This is a genomic window from Neochlamydia sp. EPS4, from assembly GCF_000813665.1.
In the GTDB taxonomy this organism is placed as follows: Bacteria; Chlamydiota; Chlamydiia; order Chlamydiales; family Parachlamydiaceae; genus Neochlamydia.
The window spans coordinates 1-20,772 of the sequence record NZ_JSDQ01000076.1 but is presented as its reverse complement, the minus strand read 5'-3'; the positions used below and the strand labels follow the sequence as shown (position 1 = coordinate 20,772).

Sequence of the window (20,772 nt, the reverse complement as noted above, 5' to 3'; positions counted from 1 at the left end):
GCGATTAAATATGTTCGAAGAGCTTTCTTCATTGGCCGTGGACTTTTTGGCAAGAATCATCCTCAGATGGCAGCAATCTATAACACTCTTGGAGGTATCTATCAACTGCAGGACGATTTAGAACAGGCCGCTAAGTATATCAATCAAGCTCTCGCCATTGACCTTAACATTTTTGGTGAAAATCATGCAATTGTAGCAACCGATTACAACAACTTGGGACTAATCTACCATGACCAAGGCAATTTCGACAAAGCCGCTAAACATGTTGAGAAAGCACTCTCCATTAACCTCAAGTTTTTTAAAGAAAATCATCATAATATAGTAAAAATTTACCAAAACCTTAGCTCTATCTATCAGAGTCAAGGAAATTTAGATAAAGCAGCAGAGTATGGGCACAAGGCTCTTGCCATTGGCCTCAAGTTTTTTGGAGCCTCTCATTCCCGTATAACAAATATTTATAACGAGTTAGGGCTTATCTGCAAGCAACAAGGCAATTTAGAGCAAGGGGCTGAGTATACCAAGAAAGCTCTTGCTATTAACTTTAAGAGTTTTGGGGAAAATCATCCCCTCGTAGCAAGAAGCTATAATATTTTGGCAACAATCTACCAAGATGAAGGCAATTTAGAACAAGCAGCTGAGTATACCAGGAAAGCCCTTGCCATTAACATTAACCTTTCGGGTGAAGACAGCCATAATGTGGCAAGCAATTACACTAGCTTGGGATATATCTGCAAAGAACAAGGCAATTTAGAACAAGCGGCTGAGTATGCTGAAAAGGCCCTCTTTATTAACTTTAATATTTTTGGTGATAATCATCTCATCGTAGCAACAGGTTATAGTAATTTGGGAGCAATTTACAAAGATCAACATAAATTAGGACTGGCAGCGGAGTGTGTTAAGAAGGGTCTCGACATTGCCCTTAAGAGTGTTGGAGAGAATCATCCCGAGATGGCAAACAAATATAATAACTTGGGAATAATTCATATGGAACAAGGCAATTTAGAACAAGCGGCTGAGTATGCCAAAAAAGCCCTTAATATCGATTGTAAAACTTTTAAAGAAAATCATCCTGACATAGCAAGAGACTATAATATTTTAGGAGCAATCTATCATAAACAAGGCAATTTAGAACAAGCGGCTGAGTATGCCAAAAAAGCTCTTACTATCGATTGTAAAATTTTTAAGGAAAATCATCCTAACATAGCAAGAGACTATAATATTTTAGGAGCAATCTACCTTTATGAAGGCAAACTAGAACAAGCATCAGAGTATTTTAAGAAAGCTCTCTCCATTTACTTAAAATTTTTTGGTGAAAACCATCCCCTCGTTGCAAGAGAATACAGTAACATAGCAGCAATCTATGATAAACAAGGCAATCCAAAACAGGCAATTGTGTATTTTAAGAAAAGCCTCACTATTAACCGTGAGCTTCTTGATAAAAATAATCCTAATGTAGAAAGAGATTACGAGAACTTAGGAATAGTCTACTACCAACAAGGAAAGTTAGGACAGGCGGCTGAGTATATCAGCAAAGCACTAGAAATTAATATTAGAAGACATTTGAGTATATATCATCCTACTATAGCGTTAGGTTATAACGATTTGGGGGTAATCTATCATAAGCAAGCAAATCTCGATCAAGCAGCTAAGTGTATCAAGCAAGCCCTCAAAATCAATATTAGGCTGTTTGGTGAAAATCATCTTGACTTAGTTGATGCTTACAAGCATTTGGAGCTAATCTATCATAAGCAAGGAGACTTTCTAACAGCAGCAGCGTATGCAACAAAAGCGCGCGTTATTATGAGTGTAAACAAAAGTATTGGCAATCTTCGAGACTCTCAATCGTCCTGCTTAAATCATCTCAGTTCTTCGTTAATCGTAGAAGGTGTCCCGAAACTCTCGCTTTTTGATAAAATGAAAGCAATTCCAAAAAAAGAAGGACTTCCACCAGGCGATAAGATTTCTGCTAAAGATTTAATTCACCTAAAAACCTATTATGAAGGGTACGGGATAGCTCTTAATGAATTAATGAAATCATATACTTTCGATTAATACTTTCTGCAATTAAGCGTACGATACAGCACAGCTGTAATAGATAGGACTTAAACTGACATTTGTGATAAAAATAAAGGAAACACGATTTATATGTCGCGAAGCTTGAAGCCCTGTCGCTCATTAAAAGTGATAGCAGGGAAGTTGAAGTGAGCGACTTAAAACCAATAAGGAGTGCCAAAATGTCAAATTTAGCAACTCATCAAGAAGTTATAAAAAATAAACTTGGTGTTTTAAAGCTAGCTGGAACATTAGGAAATGTATCTTAAGATGAATGAGTATAATAACGAGAGAACACACATACAGGAAAGTATTGTTTTGGCAAGGCGCCTTTACAAATATTCTTAGATGCTAAACATCTTGCGCAAGAAAAGATGCTAGATAAGTTACAACTGACAGAAATAGTACCTGCCAGGTAACTCATGTTTGTCAGGTGAAGTACTGTCTAGGACATTTGAGCATAACTTTGGCCATGGTCATCAGCATCTATGCCATCTTTTTGCCTATCTTATGATGTTAGCTTTCCTGATCGATCAAGTGCAACAGCACTGCTGCAGTATGTTTCTAGCTGCTGTCAAAAAAGCTGGCTCAAGAAGTAGCTTATAGATGCTCATGCGCGCTTTTTTTGTCTTTTACTTTATCGATAGCTGGCAAGATTTTTACCAATCAATTGCCTATGGATTTAAAGGGGCAAGACTTACTTCAAATACTTCTTAATAAAAAAGCTTGAAAGTGCCCTTTGAGCCCTTGAGTGTAGAGATTCTTAACTTTAAACTAAATATTAACTTCGGCAAAGAAAGCTTAAGGTACCCTTTTGCTTTTAGATAAGCAAACCTTAAGATTATCTGTAAATAAAGTTAAAATTTTTATTTACGGGAATTGCTGTCTAGATTGCTTTGTTCTTGGCAATATTGCTCCCAGTTGCTATAAAAATATTGTCGCCTTAGAATGATTTTCAACGAAAAGCTTAAGATTAATGGCGAGAGCTTTTTTTGCATAATCAGTCGCCTTGCCTAAATTGCCTTGTTTATGATAGATGTCCCCCAAGTTGTTATAAGCCATTGCCGTCTTAGAATGATTTTCACCAAAAAGCTTAAGGTTAATAGCGAGAGCTTTTTCTGCATACTCCACTGCCTTGCCTAGATTGCCTTGTTCTTGGTAAATTTGGCCTAAATTATTGCAAGAGATCGCCACGGCAGGATGATTTTCACCAAACAGCTTAAGGTTAACGGCGAGAGCTTTTTCTGTATACTCCACTGCCTTGTCTAGATTGCCTTGTTCTTGGTAAATTTGGCCTAAATTATTGCAAGAGATCGCCACGGCAGGATGATTTTCACCAAACAGCTTAAGGTTAATGGCGAGAGCTTTTTCTGCATACTCTGCTGCCTTGCCTAGATTGCCTTGTTCTTGATAAATTCGGCCTAAATTATTGCAAGACATTGCCACATCAGGATGATTTTCCCCAAAAAGCTTAAGGTAAATCGCAAGAGCTTTGTTAGTATATTCAGCCGCTTGTCCTAAATTGCCATAATCGTAGTAAATTTGGCCTAAATTATTGCAAGAGGTTGCCACAGCAGGATGATTTTCACCAAAAAGCTTAAGAAAAATAGCACCAGCTTTCTTAATATATTCAGCCGCCTGTTCTAAATTACTCTGCTCTTGGTAAATATGGCCTAAATTATTGCAGGAGGTTGCCACAGCAGGATGATTTTCCCCAAAAAGCTTAAGACAAATCGCAAGAGCTTTCCTAGTATATTCTACCGCTTTCTCTAAATTACCTTGCTCTTTATAAATTTGGCCTAAATTATTGTAAGAGGTTGCCACCTCATAATGATTTTCCCCAAAAAGCTTAAGGCAAATGGCAAGAGCTTTTTTAGTATATTCTACAGCCTTTTCTAAATTGCCTTGCTTTTGGTAAATGAGGCCTAAACTATTGCAAGAGGTTGCTACAGCAGGATGATTTTCCCCAAAAAGCTTAAGGAAAATAGCACCAGCTTTCTTAGTATATTCTGCCGCTTGTCCTAAATTGCCATGATCTTGGTAAATGAGGCCTAAATTATTATAAGAGGTTGCCACAGCAGGATGATTTTCACTAAAAAGCTTAAGGAAAATGGCAAGAGCTTTGCTAGTATATTCTGCCGCCTGCCCTAAATTGCCATGATTTCGGTAAATTTGGCCTAAACTATTATAAGAGGTTGCCACATCAGGATGATTTTCCCCAAAAAGCTTAAAGCAAATTGCAAGAGCTTTTTTAGTATATTCTACCGCCTGTGTTAAATTGCCTTGTTCTTTGTAGATTCGGCCCAGATTGTGATAGGCTGTAGATGCCATGGGATGATTTTCACCATATAACTTACCGAAAATGGCAAGTGCTTTCAGGATATGCTCAGATGCTTTTATTAAATTTCCTTGTTCTCGGTAAAACAATCCCAAATTGTTGTGATGTATTGCTATCTTATAATGATTATCACCAAATAACTCAGTGGCAATGACCCCCGCTTTTTTTATATATTTAGCTGCTTTAGCTAAATCTCCTTGGCGCTGATAGATTGCTCCTAGGTTATTATATATAGTTGCCATATCAGGACGATTTTCAATAAAAAGCTTCTTTTTAATATCTAGCGCTTTTTGTGAATACTCAAGTGCTTTTGTTAAATTTCCTTGTTCCTCATAAATTGCTCCCAAATTGTTGTAACTATTTGCTATGCTGGGATGATTTTCACCCAACAGCTTTCTCTTAATATCTAGCGCTTTTTGATAATGCTCAATTGCTTTTGCTAAATTGCCTTGCTCTCGGTAAATTTGGCCTAAATTATTATAATAGATTGCTATATTAGGATTAATTTTATTATCTGGATTTTGATCAATAGCAAGCGCTTGTTGGGTATATTTAGCTGCTTTATTCAGATTTCCTTTGCTAGCATAAATGATCCCAAGAGTATTAAATATTTTAGAATTTTTTAAATCTGCTTTTTTTGCTAGGCGATACCACTTTTTTGCCTCATCTATTTGGCAAAGTCTTAAAGCTATATCTCCTTGAGTTTGGCATGAATCATCATTTAATTCTGAAGATTGAAGTGTCTCTTCATTGCCTGCTAAAAAATCCTGCATCGCTTGATAAAAAGGAATAAAAATCTGACATATTTTTTTTATCTTTTCCAAGGCTTCCTGATCTAAAGCAAACTGCTTCTTGATGAGTCCCGGTTCGTCAAAGCCAAAGGGTTTAATCAGCGGATTCATCATCTCTTGCTGTGCTTGATAATGCGAATAGGTTTTAAGGCGCATAAATAGCACTATATTCATCCATTCTCTTAATTTTTCAGTAGCGCCATTCGTTATAACTCCTAGCTCTTTTAATTTATCAATCCTAATAAAGGTATTGGAAGCCGATACTTTTTTAAGAAGTGCCAGCCGATCCAATGCCAAGTGAAGAAAGCGATAAAAATCATTTTTAACTTTAAAAAGCATTCCTTGCCTACTTAAATCGCTCATTCCTGGATTAAAAGCTTCCATATCAGCTACCACAAGGTGTTGCTTGGCTAAGTACTCCCGAAGGCTAAGATCTGCTTGGCAAAAAATATCAAGTTTTTTCTGAAGTTTTTGCCTATATTGCCGAGTTAATTCTGGATTACCTGTTAGATGGGTAAAGGTTAAAAGCTCCATAGGAAGATGTGGCTCTTTATCATGCCACCACTGTCCTTCCTCATCTTTAGCAATATATTGAGCCATTTTCTCAGGAGTTTTGATAAGCTCAAATGTTTTACCATTGCCGAAAGGAGTTTTGCAACCTTTTCCTTCTACTCCTGCTCCATCGAAGGCAAAGCCTCGTGGCGTAATGCCATCAAAAAAATCTATCGTTTTTAGGCAGGGAATGTTTAGAGCAGGAAGAATAGTTTCTCCTAAGTTAATCACTTTTAAGTGAAGTAGATTGGTTAGATTGCTAAAATATTTTTTATTTATAGGATTGTCTTCTTGGATAAGAATACCAAATTCTAAGTCAGAATAAGGGGTCATTTCTTCTCTAGCTAAAGAGCCAAAGCCTATCATGGCATATTCACAAGGTGCGGTGTCTAATTGATGCAAGGCCTGTATTGTGAGCTGCCCAAAGAAAATTTTTATTTGGTGAGCTATCTCACCATAAAGCTCGCTCACCTTTTGGTAAGAAGGATTCTCTGGCAGAGCTTGAATTTTTTTCTCTATTTCTTCTCTCAATTTTTTCAAGTTGTTGCGATTACGTTCAAATTGTTTCTCGATGATCGTGGAACTAAAAGGTTGGCCTTTACATTGTTTAACAAGTAAATTTTGTACGTGTGAGAGTCTATTCCTAAGAATTTTTCGCCGTTGTGGAGGAGCAAGGCGTAAAGCATAATTGTAAAGTCCTGCCGCTTGCAAAAGCGTTTTAGGGGTGCCTTTGCCTATATAAACATCCCCTAATTTTTCTATGCAGAAACTTTCTTGGATAGGATCATTTTTTTGAACGGCGAGCTTTAAAGCTAGCGTATAGGCTTCTTCTGCTTCTTCTAACTTAAACTTTATTAAAAAATTATTGCTTTCCTCTATAGAATAAACAATTTTGTCTAGATACTCAGCAATTCTATCAAGATACTCTGGCAATTTTTGAGGTTGATAACGTATCAACAACTGAACCTTGCTGGGTAGGTGCTGCTTAAACACGCGAGCACAGCTTTTAGCATTAAGAACCTTCCTTAATTCATCATCGTTTAAACTGTTGAAAGAGAGGAAAATCCGTTGGAAAATTCTTAAGGGTAGGGTAGCTAAAGGATTGGAGGGATCAAATACTTCTTGCTTACCAGCCTCATTAAAATCCTGTTCTGTAAGGGAAAATCTTTTAACTTTATTCATTCTAGCTTCTATATGAAGAGAAAAAGAAGGTTTTTCACCTGAAAGAAGAGTAGAGGAAGTTGCTGATTCTACAAGAAGAAAGTGATCCGGCTTTGAAGGCTTTTGAGCATAAATAAAATGGCCTCCTAAATCTACAATGAGGATATATTCTTTAGGTCTTTCTTCATCAGGAATAGTGCCCCATTCTTGGGCTGTCTCATCTGCAGCTATTCCCTGTCTTGGGAGGATAAGCATATCATTAACGCCACAAATCAAATGTTCCTCATTAACTGTCACCAATCGTATAGGAATAGATAAAGCCGAGGCTAGCAGATCTCCTTCACCTAAGCCGCTTACCCAAGTTCCTTTTCCTATTATTTCTTCTGCTCTTTCGTTGTTCGTATGCCTGATGATGCTTGAAAGCACTTTCCTTAAATAAGAAATTTTGTTTTCTTGATCGTCTAGCAAAGGAATTTTCCTAGAAAGGCAAGCATAACTTCCTAAAAAAGCGCTAAAAAAACAATTACCATCACTGGGAACACCTTTTAATTCAAATTCTTCTTTGCTTAGATAATTGGCGGCGGTGTTCACTTTTGCTATCATGGACTCACTAATAATAGCTGAAGAATTCTGCCATAAGCACTCAGCTATTCTATGCTTATCCCATTGGCTAAGAGCTAAGTTAGCTTGTTGCTTTTCTGTTGGTGAGTTAGTTCTCACTTTTTTTGCATGAAAACTTTTCCATTCCTCAGTTTGCTCAATTAGCTCCTTCCACTCTTTACAAACCAATCGTGCTTTGCATAAGTCTTGCTTTTCTAATTTTTTGAAAATTTTTAAGCTAATCTCTGCATAAGGGCCTAGTTTCAGATAAGGCTGCTTTTCTTTTTCTATTTTCTTAAACGCAGTAAAGATGAAAGGTGTAATAGGTAAATTTTCTACATTCATGCGCTTATCCTGATTTTAGCTTTAGGGTATTTCAAGAGGTTTGTAATATTACTTGTAATCTTTTTATGTTATTATTAAATATTGATAAATCATATTAAATGAATACTAATTTTAATTTCTATAAATAAACGTTTAATTATTATTTTTTTAATTTTTTTGCTTTTTAAATAGCCAGTCGCGTTATTCTCTTATTTCGTTTACTGTTCCATTCCCTTCTCATATCTATAAAGATCTAATTTTAACCGCATGATGAATTTTTAAGGATCATTGCTCTTATAACTAAAAAAGCATATAAATTTTAATATGCATAGGAAAAAATTGAATCCCTGCTTGCTCGTCTATGCCTATCTAAGATTACGCTTGCACAGCACCCATTTAATTTGGCCCCCAATTGAATCAAAAAAAATTAGCACTTTATGTATGGCTTTGGCTGGTCATAATAGATAGGCAGGCGATAGGTAACCATGCGGTTTTTGGTTAAATATCACAAGTGTAACCCACAATCTAAAAACTCATTTCGCTAAAAAATGAACAAAATAGAAAAATATTTAAAATGCACAAATATTCTTGTGAAGAGATAAATGTTTTTTTATTAGCTCTTCGTTTATTTCTACGATGAGCCTTAAGCTTGATGTTGATAATCCTATTTTGCTCAAAGGTTATTTAATCTACTTCTTTACAATTACTTGTAAAAAGAAAATAACCACCTTTATATTTTGTAGATAGAAGTAGGCGTTGCATCTAAATAACCTTTAATTTATAAATTAGGTATGATTGATTCTACTATTATTTGGTTTAGACAAGATCTTCGTTTAGAGGATAATCCTGCATTACAGGCTGCCCTTCAAAAAGGAGCCTCTATTCTTCCTGTTTACATTTATTCTCCCGAGGAAGAAGGGGATTGGCCGCCTGGTGCTGCCTCACGCTGGTGGTTGCATCACTCTTTACAAAGTCTAGCCGATGAATTGTTAAAAAATGATTTACATTTAATTATCTGTGCAGGCAATACGCAAAAAATTCTAGAAGAACTTTGCCAGTCTACTGGTAGCACATCCATCTTTTGGAACAGGCGTTATGAACCGGCCGTTATTAAAAGGGATGCGCTCTTAAAAAGTCATTTTCATGAATTAGGCATCGAAACTAAAAGTTTTAATAGTAGCTTGCTTTTCGAGCCTTGGACTAATCTCAACAAAGAAAAAAAGCCTTTTCAAGTTTTTACTCCTTTTTGGAAAGCTTGTCAAAAATTGCCTGAGCCTCCACTTCCTCTTGCCTGGGAATCTAAGAAAAAGCTTCTTTCTGTTCAGGTTGATAGCATGCATATCGATGAGCTTAACCTTCTTCCTCATATTCACTGGGATAAAGGTATTCAAGGCACATGGAAGCCTGGATCTTTAAATGCAAAAAAAGCTCTAATGGATTTTATAAAAAATTCTATTTACGAATATAAGGATCTAAGAGATAGGCCCGATTTGCCAGGAGTTTCACGCCTTTCTCCTTACCTGCATTTTGGCGAGATAAGCCCTCGTACAATTTGGCATACCATTAAAGAGCAGTGCGATCTTAGTAAAGAAGGAGTCGAAGCCTATTTGCGGCAATTAGGATGGAGAGAATTTGCTTATCACCTTCTTTATCATTTTCCTCAAACTTCTAAGGAACCTTTAAGAGAAGAGTTTAATCAATTTCCTTGGGACAATAGTCCTGATCATTTAAAAGCATGGCAGAAAGGCCAGACTGGCTATCCTTTTGTTGACGCAGGGATACGGCAAATGTGGGAAATCGGATGGATGCACAATCGTTTACGGCTAATTGTAGGTTCTTTTCTAGTCAAAGACCTATTGATAGCATGGCAAGAAGGCTTTGCTTGGTTCTGGGATACTCTTGTGGATGCAGATTTAGCCAATAATACCTTAGGCTGGCAGTGGGTGGCAGGTTGTGGGGCGGATGCCGCGCCTTATTTTAGAATATTCAATCCCATCACGCAGGGAGAAAAATTTGATCCCAATGGAGATTTTGTGCGGCAGTGGGTGCCAGAACTTGCCGCTTTACCTAATGAATGGATTCATAAGCCTTGGGAAGCCCCAGAAAAAACATTAAGAGAGGCTGGCATAGAGCTAGGAGTTACTTACCCCAAGCCTATTGTGGATCATGCAAAAGCCCGTGAAAAAGCTCTGGCAGCTTTTCAAGAAATAAAAAACTAGCTTATCCATTCTTTTGCTCTACAATTCATTCTAATTCTTGTCCACACTTTCTCTTTAGCAAAATTATTTAGGAAAATAGTGCATTTGCTTTATCAACAGTTTTTGAAAGAGAATTGAGGAAAGCTCATAGGCTTAATCGATTATTTACACCATGCTCTATATATAAACCGTGATTTCTCACCACATTTCAGAATAATAGAATTTTTGGTAAGGAGGCCCTAAGCATCTAAGGATAATTCTATGGCGTTCTTTCAGATTGGTAATTTGCAATTTTTTATGGTCAATAAAGACCATATGGAGGCCTAGGAAACAGAAAAACACCCAGCGTGTGGTTGGCTTTTGCGTAGGTTTCTTAAGCTGATTTAAGAAGTTCTCACCATTTTCTCGCAATTTTTCTCGAATTTTATATTCAAGCGCAGAATAGACTAAAAGGCATAGAGTCATTACCATTAAAAGAGCTTCTATTCTTTCTGGCTTTTTTAAAAAGAAAGAAGAGACAAGGAAATCGGGGCTTTTCAAGAATCTAAATCCTCTTTCTACACTTTGCTGTGCTTTGTATGTTTTCAATAACTCTTGAGCAGGAAAAGTATTTACGTCCATGTCATTAGTTGCTAAGATGAAAAATCCTTTGCTCCTCTCTAACTCTGCTTTGTTAAGTAAAGAGCAGGCTACTGTACCTTCTAGGCGATAGCTAAGTATAGAAGGTGCTTGCCCAGCTTTTGGCCGACCAGATGTAGTATGCTTTTGAGTTGCTATAACTTGAGGCTCTATAATCTGTATATATTTAAGCTTTTTTACAAGCTTATCTAATTGGCGCTTAGCATCATTTGGACAAGAAAACTCTTGCTTTATAAACTTAAAAAAAGCTTTAGATTCTTTTTCACTGCCCTTAAGATAATGCTTGGCTAAAGTGCGGCATTCTCTTTGATAGGCCGCTTGGCTAAAAATAACTACCCATCTTTGTTCCACACCGGCATAGCAGGAGGTGCTCTCAAAAGCTCGATAGCCTTCTGTTATTTCTACCGTCTTGTCGTAAGTCACTTCAAATATGAGCTCTTTAGCCTCTTTGATTTGCATGGGCACACGCGTGACAAATAAGCTTTGTTCTTCTTTAAAAACTTGTAAGGTAGCTGGCGTATAAAGAGCACTGTCTCCTACAATATAACGATTCTCTACGGCTTGCCGAAAGCTTTTAAGATGTTCGCCAACAATTTGCGTAAAGGCTGTTTTATCGCTGCTATTGCCATCAGCAGCTTGCATGTATAAAGGAATATTGCCTTCATTGGAGGTGATAAGTTGCAAGACGGCTTGATTTAAATCAGGCCTGTGGTCTCTACTGTAGCCTTGCACTAGACGAATGCACGCTTCTCCTTGTTCTAATAGGCTCTCATAGTTTCCATCTACATGGAAACTTGTTGCATCCAAATGTAAACTTTTTACTTGGATGCCAAGCACTTTGATTGTATGCAGAGCTATCTTAGTAAAAAGCTCGGTCACTCCCAATTCAAATAACTTATCCAGCGCTCTCCCTAAAACATTATCATCAATTTGCTCGGGAATGACTGGTGTACCTAGCAAATGATCGATGGGTTTGTCTTCAAAGTACTCAGAATACATGTAAAGCGTCCGACTTACAAATCCCAATCCATTTAAAATCATGCATTTAACAGCTTGCCCATAGGTTAAATGCTTATTCTTCGCCTGGTTCCCTACTGCTTGATCAATAAGGCCAACTAACCCTATCTCCTCACACATTCCAGCTACCAATCCTAAATGATCGACGTTTTGCGTATCTATCTGCATAACTTTTAGCCGTTTAGTTTAGTCCCTTAAAGAAAACATCTTACTCGATTAACCTTCAAAATTCCTAATTGTTTTTTTTGCTGAGGAATGTAAGATAAAATTGACTTTTTTTAAATTTTTTCTGATACTCAAATAAAATTTAAAAAAGGCTTTATTTATGCCATTTACTCTACCTATAGGAGCCTCGGCTCCAGATTTTTGCTTGCCAGCTACAGATGGAAAAAATTATTCCTTAAAGAATCTTAACTCTGCTTCTATGCTAGTCATTTTCTTTACATGCAATCATTGTCCTTACGTGACAGGATCCGATGAAGTGACTCGCCAGACAGCTGAAAAGTTTAAAAATGAGGGAGTAGTTTTTGTAGGCATTAACTCCAATAGCGCAGCCACCGTTCCTGCCGATTCCTTTGAACATATGCAGGAGAGAATGCAAACCCATCATTTTCCTTGGCATTATCTTCACGATGCTTCTCAGGAAGTAGCTAAAGCCTATGGGGCCCTGCGCACCCCTCATTTTTTTGTTTTTGATCAACAGCGCAAGCTCATTTATACGGGTAGGGGAGTTGACAGTCCCAGAGATACTTCTAAGGTGAAGCAAAATGATTTGGAAAGGGCCATAGCAGAACATCTGGCGGGTGGATCTGTAACTGCACCTTTAACAAATCCTATAGGCTGTAATATTAAATGGGAGGGTAAAGAGCGCCACTGGATGCCAAACGATGCCTGTGACCTTATTTAAGGTAAGCTTAAAGGAGTTTTAATGAAAATTTTGGTTGCTGGTGCGTCCGGGTTTATAGGAAAAAATTTAGTCTTAGCCCTCATGCAAGCAGGCCATGATGTAAAGATACTAGTGCGCAAAAATACAGGCTTAGATAGAAATGAAATAAGCTGGGCTCCTGAAAAAGGAGACATTAGTGATAACGACCTAGAGGGCATCAAAGGAATTATTAATTTAGCGGGTGATAATATTTTCAAAGGACGGTGGACAGAAGCTAAAAAGAAGTCCATTATTGAAAGCCGTCTTCAGGCAACACGTACCCTTGCAAGTTGTCTTCTTCGCTTAAAAAATCCTCCCAAGCTTTATATTAATGCTTCTGCGATAGGTTATTATGGGAACAGGGGAGGGCTTCTTCTGACTGAAGAGAGTTCCAATGGTACTGGATTTTTAGCTCACGTTTGCGAAGAATGGGAAAAAGCTACTCAGGACCTAGAAGCTATGGATGTGCGTGTAGCGTGCCTGCGTTTTGGAATCGTCCTTAGTACTAAAGGGGGGGCTTTAGCTAAAATGTTGTTAGGATTCAAATGGGGAGTAGGTGGTAGAATTGGATCGGGACAGCAGTATATGAGTTGGATAAGCTTAGAAGATGTGCTTGCTGTGTTTTTACATATTTTGAAAGCAGAAAAATTGAAAGGTCCTATTAATGTGGTGGCTCCGCACCCTGTCACTAATCATGTATTTATTAAAATGTTAGGAAAAGCATTCGGCCGACCTACCATTTTATCTCTTCCCACCTTTGTCTTACGGGTCCTGTTGGGTGAAAAAGCCGAAGAGCTGCTTTTATCCAGTCAGCGCGTTTCATGCTCGAAATTAATCAATTCTGGCTATACGTTTCTCCATAGTAACCTTGAAAAGGCACTTCATCAGCTTCTTGCGCAAGAGAGTTAGCTTTTTTTGTTAGTTTCTTCATGGATAAATATTCGCTGAATACGAGGTCCTAAGCAGGTAATCAATTCATGGACAATCGAATCTCCTTGTAAAGCTACTTCTTCAGGAGCAAGATATTGGCCATACTCATCTTCTCCAAAAATCAATACTGGATCCCCAATGGCTACATTTTCAATATCCGTAACATCTACCATCATAAAATCCATGCAGATTTTTCCTACCATAGGGGCTTTTTGCCCTCGAATAAGAACATGCCCTTTTCCACTGTAATGGCGATGAAGGCCATCAAAATAGCCAATAGGAAGAACAGCGATTTTTTGTTTATCCCGTTCGACGAGGTAGCTGCGGCCATAGCTAATGGTATCGCCTGCTTTGCAATAATTAATGCCTGCAATCCTTGAAACAAGCGTAAGAGATAGTCGCAATTCCATTGCTTGGCGGGCGGCTTCGGAGCAGTGGAGTCCATAGATAGCTAAACCCACGCGAACCATGTTATACTGATTAAAATCGAATCTAACAACAGCGCTTGAGTTTGAGGCATGATAATAGTTAGCTGCAATCTGATGCTTTTTTAGCTGGGCAATAACCGCATCAAAGCTCCGCGCTTGAGCCAATGTAAAAGAGTCTTGCTTGGGGTCATCAGAACAGGCAAAATGAGTCATTAAGCCCTCTAAAATAAGATGAGGGCAATTTTTGATTAAAGTCGCAAGCTCTAACGCGTTGTTAGCTGGGCACCCTAGGCGATTCATTCCTGTATCAACATGCAAGTGTACTCGAATGCTTTTATTTTGTTTAGAAGCCTCGCTTGCTAGGGCAGTAATAAATTCCTTTTCACTTACCCCCACTTCCAGCTCCCATTTAACAATTTTTGCAATTTCATAAATAGAAGAATGGATCACAAATATTGATTGCTTAACTCCAGCTCTTTTAAGGACTACCCCTTCATCTACACACGAAACGCCCAAGATATCAACTCCACAGGTGGATAAAAATTTTCCTATGCGTATTTCCTCGGTGCCGTACGCTAATGCTTTAACCATCACCATAAGGCGCGTGTTAGCTCCTATCTTATGGCGGATGGTTGCAATGTTGGATTGTATAGCAGCAAGATTTATAAAACATTGATTGCTGGCTATACTATCATTGAAAATTTCTATTAAATTATTTAATGATTCTTTACGTTCATTTTTGATGACTACATAGTCATTGCATTGTATATGGGCTTGCATCTGCTCAAGGGCATCGCGATAAGTATTGTAATGGCAAATTTCTAAAGGATTTTTTGCTTTGTTAGCTATGTTAATGATTTCTTGAAAATTATGTGAGCCTACTAAAGCTAGCATTTGTACTTTATTTTTTATCAGAGCATGGCCTATGCGCCTATATTCCGAGGTGTTATTTTCTTTTTTTCCTCGTATGCCACCAAAAATAAATATTCTACGCTGTTCATTAGAGGAGTGCTCAAAATGTTTAAGGGCTTGATCAACAGATTGAGGATCAGAGCTATAAGTCTCATTGATAAATGTTGCGCCTATTGGCGACTTCCATATTTCTGTACGCATTGGCTCTAGTATGTAATTATAAAGAACTTCTTTAATTACCTCAGCAGAGACTCCCAGGAGCCAGGCAGCTTTAACTGAAATGTTAAGAAGATCCATAAAATAATAGAAGCCAGCATTAACCCTTTCTTCTAAATAAGCTCCGCAAGGGAATTTAATGCCATATTGCATCTCTGCATCGTAAGGTTTGCTTAAAAGATGAGCATGAGGAAGAAAAGGAGTTTCTTTATTCCAAAAATAGTAATTAGCTTTAATTTGCTTTAAATAAGGCTTGAGAAAAGGAGTTTCAGGGATAAGGACCCATTTATTTTCAGGAGGGATAGTTATAAGCTTAACAGTTTCTGCTATAAGGGCCTGATGATTGCCGAAAGTGATCAGATGTTTTTTGCCTAAATGAGTAAGTATACATGCTTGAGGATGAATAATTTTTGCTAAACGATTCATTTCATTATCTTGTGATACCGCTGCTTCTATCAGCGCAATCTCATGCTGTTGAGAGATGTTGAGAATGCTTAAAGGTACGCCCACCTGACTATTAAAGCTACCAGGAGATGCTATTACTCTTTTGGTAGGTGCTATCATCGCCTGTAGCAAATCTTTAACCATTGTTTTACCATGCGTACCAGCGATGCCGACTATAAAGGACTTAAGTTGATGTCGATAGGCTGTGGATATCTCCTGGAAAGCTTTTAAAGGATCTGATACACGTAAAAGATTAATAGCAGGTAGCTTGGCTGGTTGCCAATTATCGCGTACAATTGCGAAGCGTGCACCTGCTATTGCTGCTTGTTCAATGTAAGTATGACCATCTTCAACTTGTCCTGGTAAAGCTACAAATAGTGAATGGGGAGAGGAAATTAAGCGAGAGTCGATACAAATTTGATCAATAATAGGGGAGCCTATACAAGGGCCAGATAGGGCTGCAGAAAAGCCTTCCCAGAGTCTTAGGTCAAATGGATCCATAGCCAGTCAGTAAGTAGGTTAGAGGCACTATAACTTATTCATCATAGAAATTCAAGGTAGAGAAGTCTTTTTGATAAATCTCTTGTACCTCAGGTAGGCACCTTCAAAAAGGTTATAGGAAAAAGTAGGTTTTAGACTTTAATTTTTGTGCAGCATTTATCAGAATTTTTATGATTATTTATCTATTATTTTTTGATGAATAGAATAAAGAAATATTGTAGCAGCCTTATGGGTAAAGCGATTTCCTATCTAAATAACTACTGGGAAGTATTTACCCTGTTTTTGCGTATTCCTGGAGTCCCTTTAACTAATAATATCGCAGAGCGAATGATGAAAAAAACTGCTCTAAATCGCAAAATTGCATATTTCTTTCGCAATGAAACTGGAGCTAAAATTGCCGACATCCTTATGAGCGTGATGGAAACTAGCGCTCTCAATCATGTCAACTCCCTACAATTTTCTAATTGCAATTCAACAATACTAAAAAGATGTTTACCGGAATCCGAAACTTTGACTCCCTTGGGTCTATGAAAAAAGACTTAAGGAGCTTCGGGCAACTCTCCTGCAATCACAAGCTCCTCCTCTTTGACATCATGAATCTTATTGATTAAGTCATCGATAATGTCTTGAACTAAATCTTCTAGCAATGCCGCATATTTATTAAATTCTGGCCATAGTGTATTGTTAACAAAGGTTGGATCTGCTCGAAGCATAACTGTTGTGCTTTTCTGTCTTTTATAACGGTACGGCCGAATTTGAAACTTATTGCAAAGAGCAACAAACAGTTTTTTCTTCCACTCGTTTCTAAGGTGAATTGTATATTCAAGAGGTTTTTCAGCTGGTTCCTGCTTATGTCGTTCTAAAATACGGTTTTTAGCAAGGGTAGCAGCATGCTTTTCACCTTCACTTTTGCTGCTCGCAATCAGAGCTTCGATTTTTTTAATTTTTTCTAACATGTCCATGCACACATAATATCCCATTAGGAAGTTTACTTAAATAAATTTCGTTCCTGATTTTCATTCTTGGAAACAGCCAGGCCATTGATAAACAAGACATTCTCAAATTTGAAGGCTATTCGTTAAGCATGCTCACTGCAAGGACACCTTTCTCTGAAGAACAAAGGACAAAAGGTCAGTATCAAAATTTAAATACGTTTAATTTCAAAGAGGAAATAAAAGGACAGTTTGGCTTAAAGGACTAGCCTTCCCCGTAGCTCTAATTACAAAGATCTTCAAAAACGAAGACGGTTCTACAGGCATTCTCCCCATTGGAACTAACGACCTAAATCATGAGGCTGACCGCATCTATGAAATCTATCACAAACGATGAAAGGTAGAAGAGTATCACCAATCGATAAAGCAAAATACTAGCCTTGAGAAGTCTCCAACCAAAATCGTTTGTTCTCAAAGAGACCATATTTTTGCCTCTTTTATCGCTTATTGCAAGCTTGAATTTCTTAAAATCAAAACTTCACTTAATCATTTTGCTCTAGGAGATAGACTAATCCTTAAAGCTAATCAGATGGCCTATCAAGAATTGCAAACTTTACAGAAAAATTCTATGTCTGCGTAAGGTAAATTAAAATTTTATTGATACCAAACAGCTTCCTTTGTATAAGAAAATTTTTATCTTTTGGGAAAATAGCATGCTAAATTTTCTTTTTATTTTTTTCTTGTACAGTGTTTGCTTACCTCTTCAAGCTACTGAAGAACCCGTTGGCTTGGCAAACTTTAATTCACCTCAAGAAGCACTTATAGGCGAGCAAAATATCGCCACTTTAGGTGGAGAGCCTTCAGCTATGGTAGACGGATGCGTTAACGTCATCACGGGTACTTTTATCGATTGTGCCATTGATGTATGGAGTCCAGGTCCTGATCCTCTCTATATAGAGCGTATTTACACCCATACCAGCGGCTGGAGTATTAACGAGCCAGAAAATGTAGAAATGCTTGGCGGCAGCTTAAACAGAGTTGTTCACGAAGAAAAAGGCATGAAGACTTTATATACCAATACCCTAATTGGGCGCACCCTTTTCATCAATGCAACCAATTACAGTCAGGGGTTGACCAATTGCTCTAAAGGATTCATCAGCGGGAAAAGCAATCCTCATAATCTTCAGATGCAAATTATTTCTCCTAAACCAGGTACTTTCGCCGTGTACTTAAGAGATGGTTCAAAAAGCCTTAAATATTTTGGTGTTGATCAGCGCACGCGACTTTCCCTGACTGAGATTCGCTATCAACATGGGCTTAGTTATGAACAAAAACCTTATGGAATTAAGACGCAGTATACCTATCAAAAATCCCCTTTAGGGTGGAAAATTGATGAGATAAGTAATACCAATAGCCTCCAGCAAGATTTAGGAAAGATTCACTTTGAATATGATAATTTTAAGCTTAATCCCCGCATGGTAGCCTATGCTAATCAAGATAAAAGCGGAAGCTGCGAATATCTTTTTAGCAATTATCCGGCCAGACATGACCTTCATCAAGTGATTTCTACTCACGCTCCCAAAATTTGCTATTCTTACGATGATACTACCCACCGCATGAAACAAAAAGTCCTACCCAATGGTCGCTGCAAGCAAATTGAATATTATGATGAAACCAACCCTTACGCTTATACTAAAAAACCTTTAACTTTTTACGATGGATGTACTTCCCCTTATGAACGTGTATCTTGTTTAAAAGCTGCTGTAGGAACAGATCAAACCCTGCACCCTACCCATCGCTTTTACTACGAGGTAAACTTTATCAACCGTAAAAGTCGTATTTATAGCTATCCAGGTGGGACGACCCGTGTGCTCGATCTTCATAACCAAGAAACTCGCTATCATTATGACTCAAAAAGACGCTTAACAGGCATCGATAAGCTGCTAGACGCTAATCTTTATCGCACGCAAAGTTTTTTTTGGAGCTCTTTGCCAATTTTAGAGGGATGTTTAACAACTAAAACCCTACAAGATGGCCAGGGTAACTTACTAAGCAGCCGCTATTACGATTATGACAAAAATGGAAATATAAAACATGAATGGCTGCTTGGAAATCTTACAGGGAATGCAAAGGGCCCTGTGCTGAATAAAGAAGGTATTCCTATAGCAGGACAATATGACAGCTACATTCGCACTTATGAGTATAGTGATGATGGATATAACCACTTATTACGCGAGCAAGATGGATGTAAAGAGATCGTTTACGTCTATTACCCTAAATCTGCTTTACTCCATAAAAAATTCATGCGCGTGAATAACAAAATTATCTATCGCGAATTTTATACTTATAACAGCAATGGTTCAATCACTCGCTATGTTTATGATGATGGGCATACTTTAGAAGAAGAGGATCTGGCAGGTGTTACAGAGCGCCATAGTGTCTATACAAGCTATCGCGAGCAATTTCCTGTGGGTTTACCTGAAATTATCGAAGAAAAGTATTTAGACCTTGCCCTTAAAGAAGAGATTTTACTGCAAAAAACGCAAAATTTTCATGATCATCAAGGGCGTATAACCCAGCAAACACATTTTGATAGTAACGGGCAGCCTCGCTTTACTTTGCATTGGGATTACGACGCCCATGGAAATATCCTTAAAGAGACTAATGCTTTAGGGCATACCTCTTTCTATCAATACGATGAAAACGACAACCTTATTTTTGAGCAATACCCTGGCAAAGATTATCATACTGTGCATGAATATGACTTTTCTAATCGACGCATTTGTTCTAAAGATATTCATGCTGATCAGACATTAGTGACGCATTATGCTTATAATGGCCTTAGCCAAAAAGTAGCGATGACCAATTGGCAGGGAGAGACCACTCAATACACTTACGATCATTGTGGACGTTTAACTAAAACCATTTATCCAAAGCTATTAGATTCCGACGGTAATTCTTATCAGCCTTTTGAATGTATTGAGTATGATATTGCCGATAATCCTATCTGTAAAACTGATCGTCGAGGTTTTAAAACAAACTTTAATTATAATATCCGAGGCCAGCCCTTCCTCATCCAATACCCTGATGGGTCTACCGAAAAAAATGCATATACCCTTGAGGGATATCTGGCTAAAAGCATCGCTTTAAATGGAGTGGTTACCCAGACAGATTATGATTATTTAGGAAGAGCTTGTCGGCAAATAACTTTTGCTCCTACAGGGGAAAAGCTTAGCGAAACCACTACTCATTACAATCATTTTCATAAGATAGCCGAAATGGATGCTGGAGGGCAGTTTACTTATTATCAATACGATGCTGCTGGCCGTCTGGCCAGCATGGCGAAAAATGAGGCGAAAACTGTTTATCAATATGATGCCTGCCAACGGCTCGCTAAGACTTTGGAATATTTTGGTCCCGAAGAAAAGGACTATATTGCCAACGTTAAAGAGTATGATGTTAAGGATCGCCTTATCGAAGAGCGGACCGAGGATGCTGAAGGACAGGTTTTAACTAAAATAGGCTATCTTTACAACGAGCAAGGCCAGCCTATTCAAACAATTTCTTATCATCAATCACAGCCTGTTATCACCTTTACCCACTATAATGCCTATGGGGATGTTGAAAGTATTGTTGATCCTCAAGGACATACCACACGCACCCTCTTTTATTATCTTCACCTTAATCAAGAGGGCCAATATGTATATGCTAAAGAAACCATCGACGCCATAGGCCAATCTTTTTTTCAGGAACATGATAGCTGCGGGCATGTTCGCTTTGAAATTCGTCGCGACCCTATGGGCGTTATCCTA

At 38.0% G+C, this 20,772-nt stretch carries 11 protein-coding genes; 7 read left to right on the top strand and 4 right to left on the bottom strand.

The window, feature by feature from the left end:
- Window positions 1–2,052 (top strand): tetratricopeptide repeat protein (locus DB42_RS07810; protein WP_044882485.1); only part of this gene is annotated, 2,052 nt, incomplete at its 5' end.
- Window positions 2,053–2,478: 426 nt separating this feature from the next.
- On the top strand, window positions 2,479–2,658 hold the full coding sequence (locus tag DB42_RS07805) for a hypothetical protein (protein WP_044882484.1): 180 nt from the start codon (window positions 2,479–2,481) through the stop codon (window positions 2,656–2,658).
- Window positions 2,659–2,976: 318 nt separating this feature from the next.
- Here the strand turns inward: DB42_RS07805 and DB42_RS10590 are convergent, their stop codons facing one another.
- Window positions 2,977–7,839 (bottom strand): tetratricopeptide repeat protein, encoded by a 4,863-nt coding sequence (locus DB42_RS10590; protein ID WP_052436074.1) that lies wholly within the window; start codon window positions 7,837–7,839, stop codon window positions 2,977–2,979.
- A gap of 770 nt (window positions 7,840–8,609) precedes the next feature.
- Here DB42_RS10590 and DB42_RS07795 point away from each other — a divergent pair.
- Window positions 8,610–10,037 carry a deoxyribodipyrimidine photo-lyase gene (locus DB42_RS07795; protein WP_044882483.1) on the top strand — a complete coding sequence of 476 codons (1,428 nt, stop codon included), beginning with the start codon at window positions 8,610–8,612 and terminating at the stop codon, window positions 10,035–10,037.
- Window positions 10,038–10,214: 177 nt separating this feature from the next.
- Here DB42_RS07795 and DB42_RS07790 read toward each other — a convergent pair whose 3' ends face one another.
- Window positions 10,215–11,840, bottom strand: a complete 1,626-nt coding sequence (locus DB42_RS07790) for an IS1634 family transposase (protein WP_044882482.1) — start codon at window positions 11,838–11,840, stop codon at window positions 10,215–10,217.
- A gap of 157 nt (window positions 11,841–11,997) precedes the next feature.
- On the opposite strand from DB42_RS07790, the gene DB42_RS07785 reads away from it, so the two are divergent.
- Window positions 11,998–12,579, top strand: coding sequence for a thioredoxin family protein (locus DB42_RS07785; protein WP_044882481.1), 582 nt, complete (start codon window positions 11,998–12,000; stop codon window positions 12,577–12,579).
- A gap of 21 nt (window positions 12,580–12,600) precedes the next feature.
- Entirely contained in the window at window positions 12,601–13,506 is a 906-nt protein-coding gene (locus tag DB42_RS07780) for a TIGR01777 family oxidoreductase (RefSeq protein WP_044882480.1), read from the top strand.
- Here the strand turns inward: DB42_RS07780 and DB42_RS07775 are convergent.
- On the bottom strand, window positions 13,503–16,028 hold the full coding sequence (locus tag DB42_RS07775) for a bifunctional UDP-N-acetylmuramoyl-tripeptide:D-alanyl-D-alanine ligase/alanine racemase (RefSeq protein ID WP_044882479.1): 2,526 nt from the start codon (window positions 16,026–16,028) through the stop codon (window positions 13,503–13,505). The genes DB42_RS07780 and DB42_RS07775 overlap by 4 nt on opposite strands.
- A 228-nt stretch (window positions 16,029–16,256) precedes the next feature.
- On the opposite strand from DB42_RS07775, the gene DB42_RS07770 reads away from it, so the two are divergent.
- Entirely contained in the window at window positions 16,257–16,559 is a 303-nt protein-coding gene (locus DB42_RS07770; protein WP_044882478.1) for a transposase, read from the top strand.
- Window positions 16,560–16,567: 8 nt separating this feature from the next.
- Here DB42_RS07770 and DB42_RS07765 read toward each other — a convergent pair whose 3' ends face one another.
- A complete protein-coding gene (locus tag DB42_RS07765; RefSeq protein WP_155117476.1) occupies window positions 16,568–17,008 on the bottom strand; it encodes a hypothetical protein in 441 nt (146 codons plus the stop codon).
- 665 nt (window positions 17,009–17,673) lie between these two features.
- Between DB42_RS07765 and DB42_RS07760 the strand changes: the two genes are divergently transcribed.
- A partial coding sequence (locus tag DB42_RS07760; protein ID WP_155117475.1) for an RHS repeat protein occupies window positions 17,674–20,772 on the top strand: 3,099 nt, incomplete at its 3' end.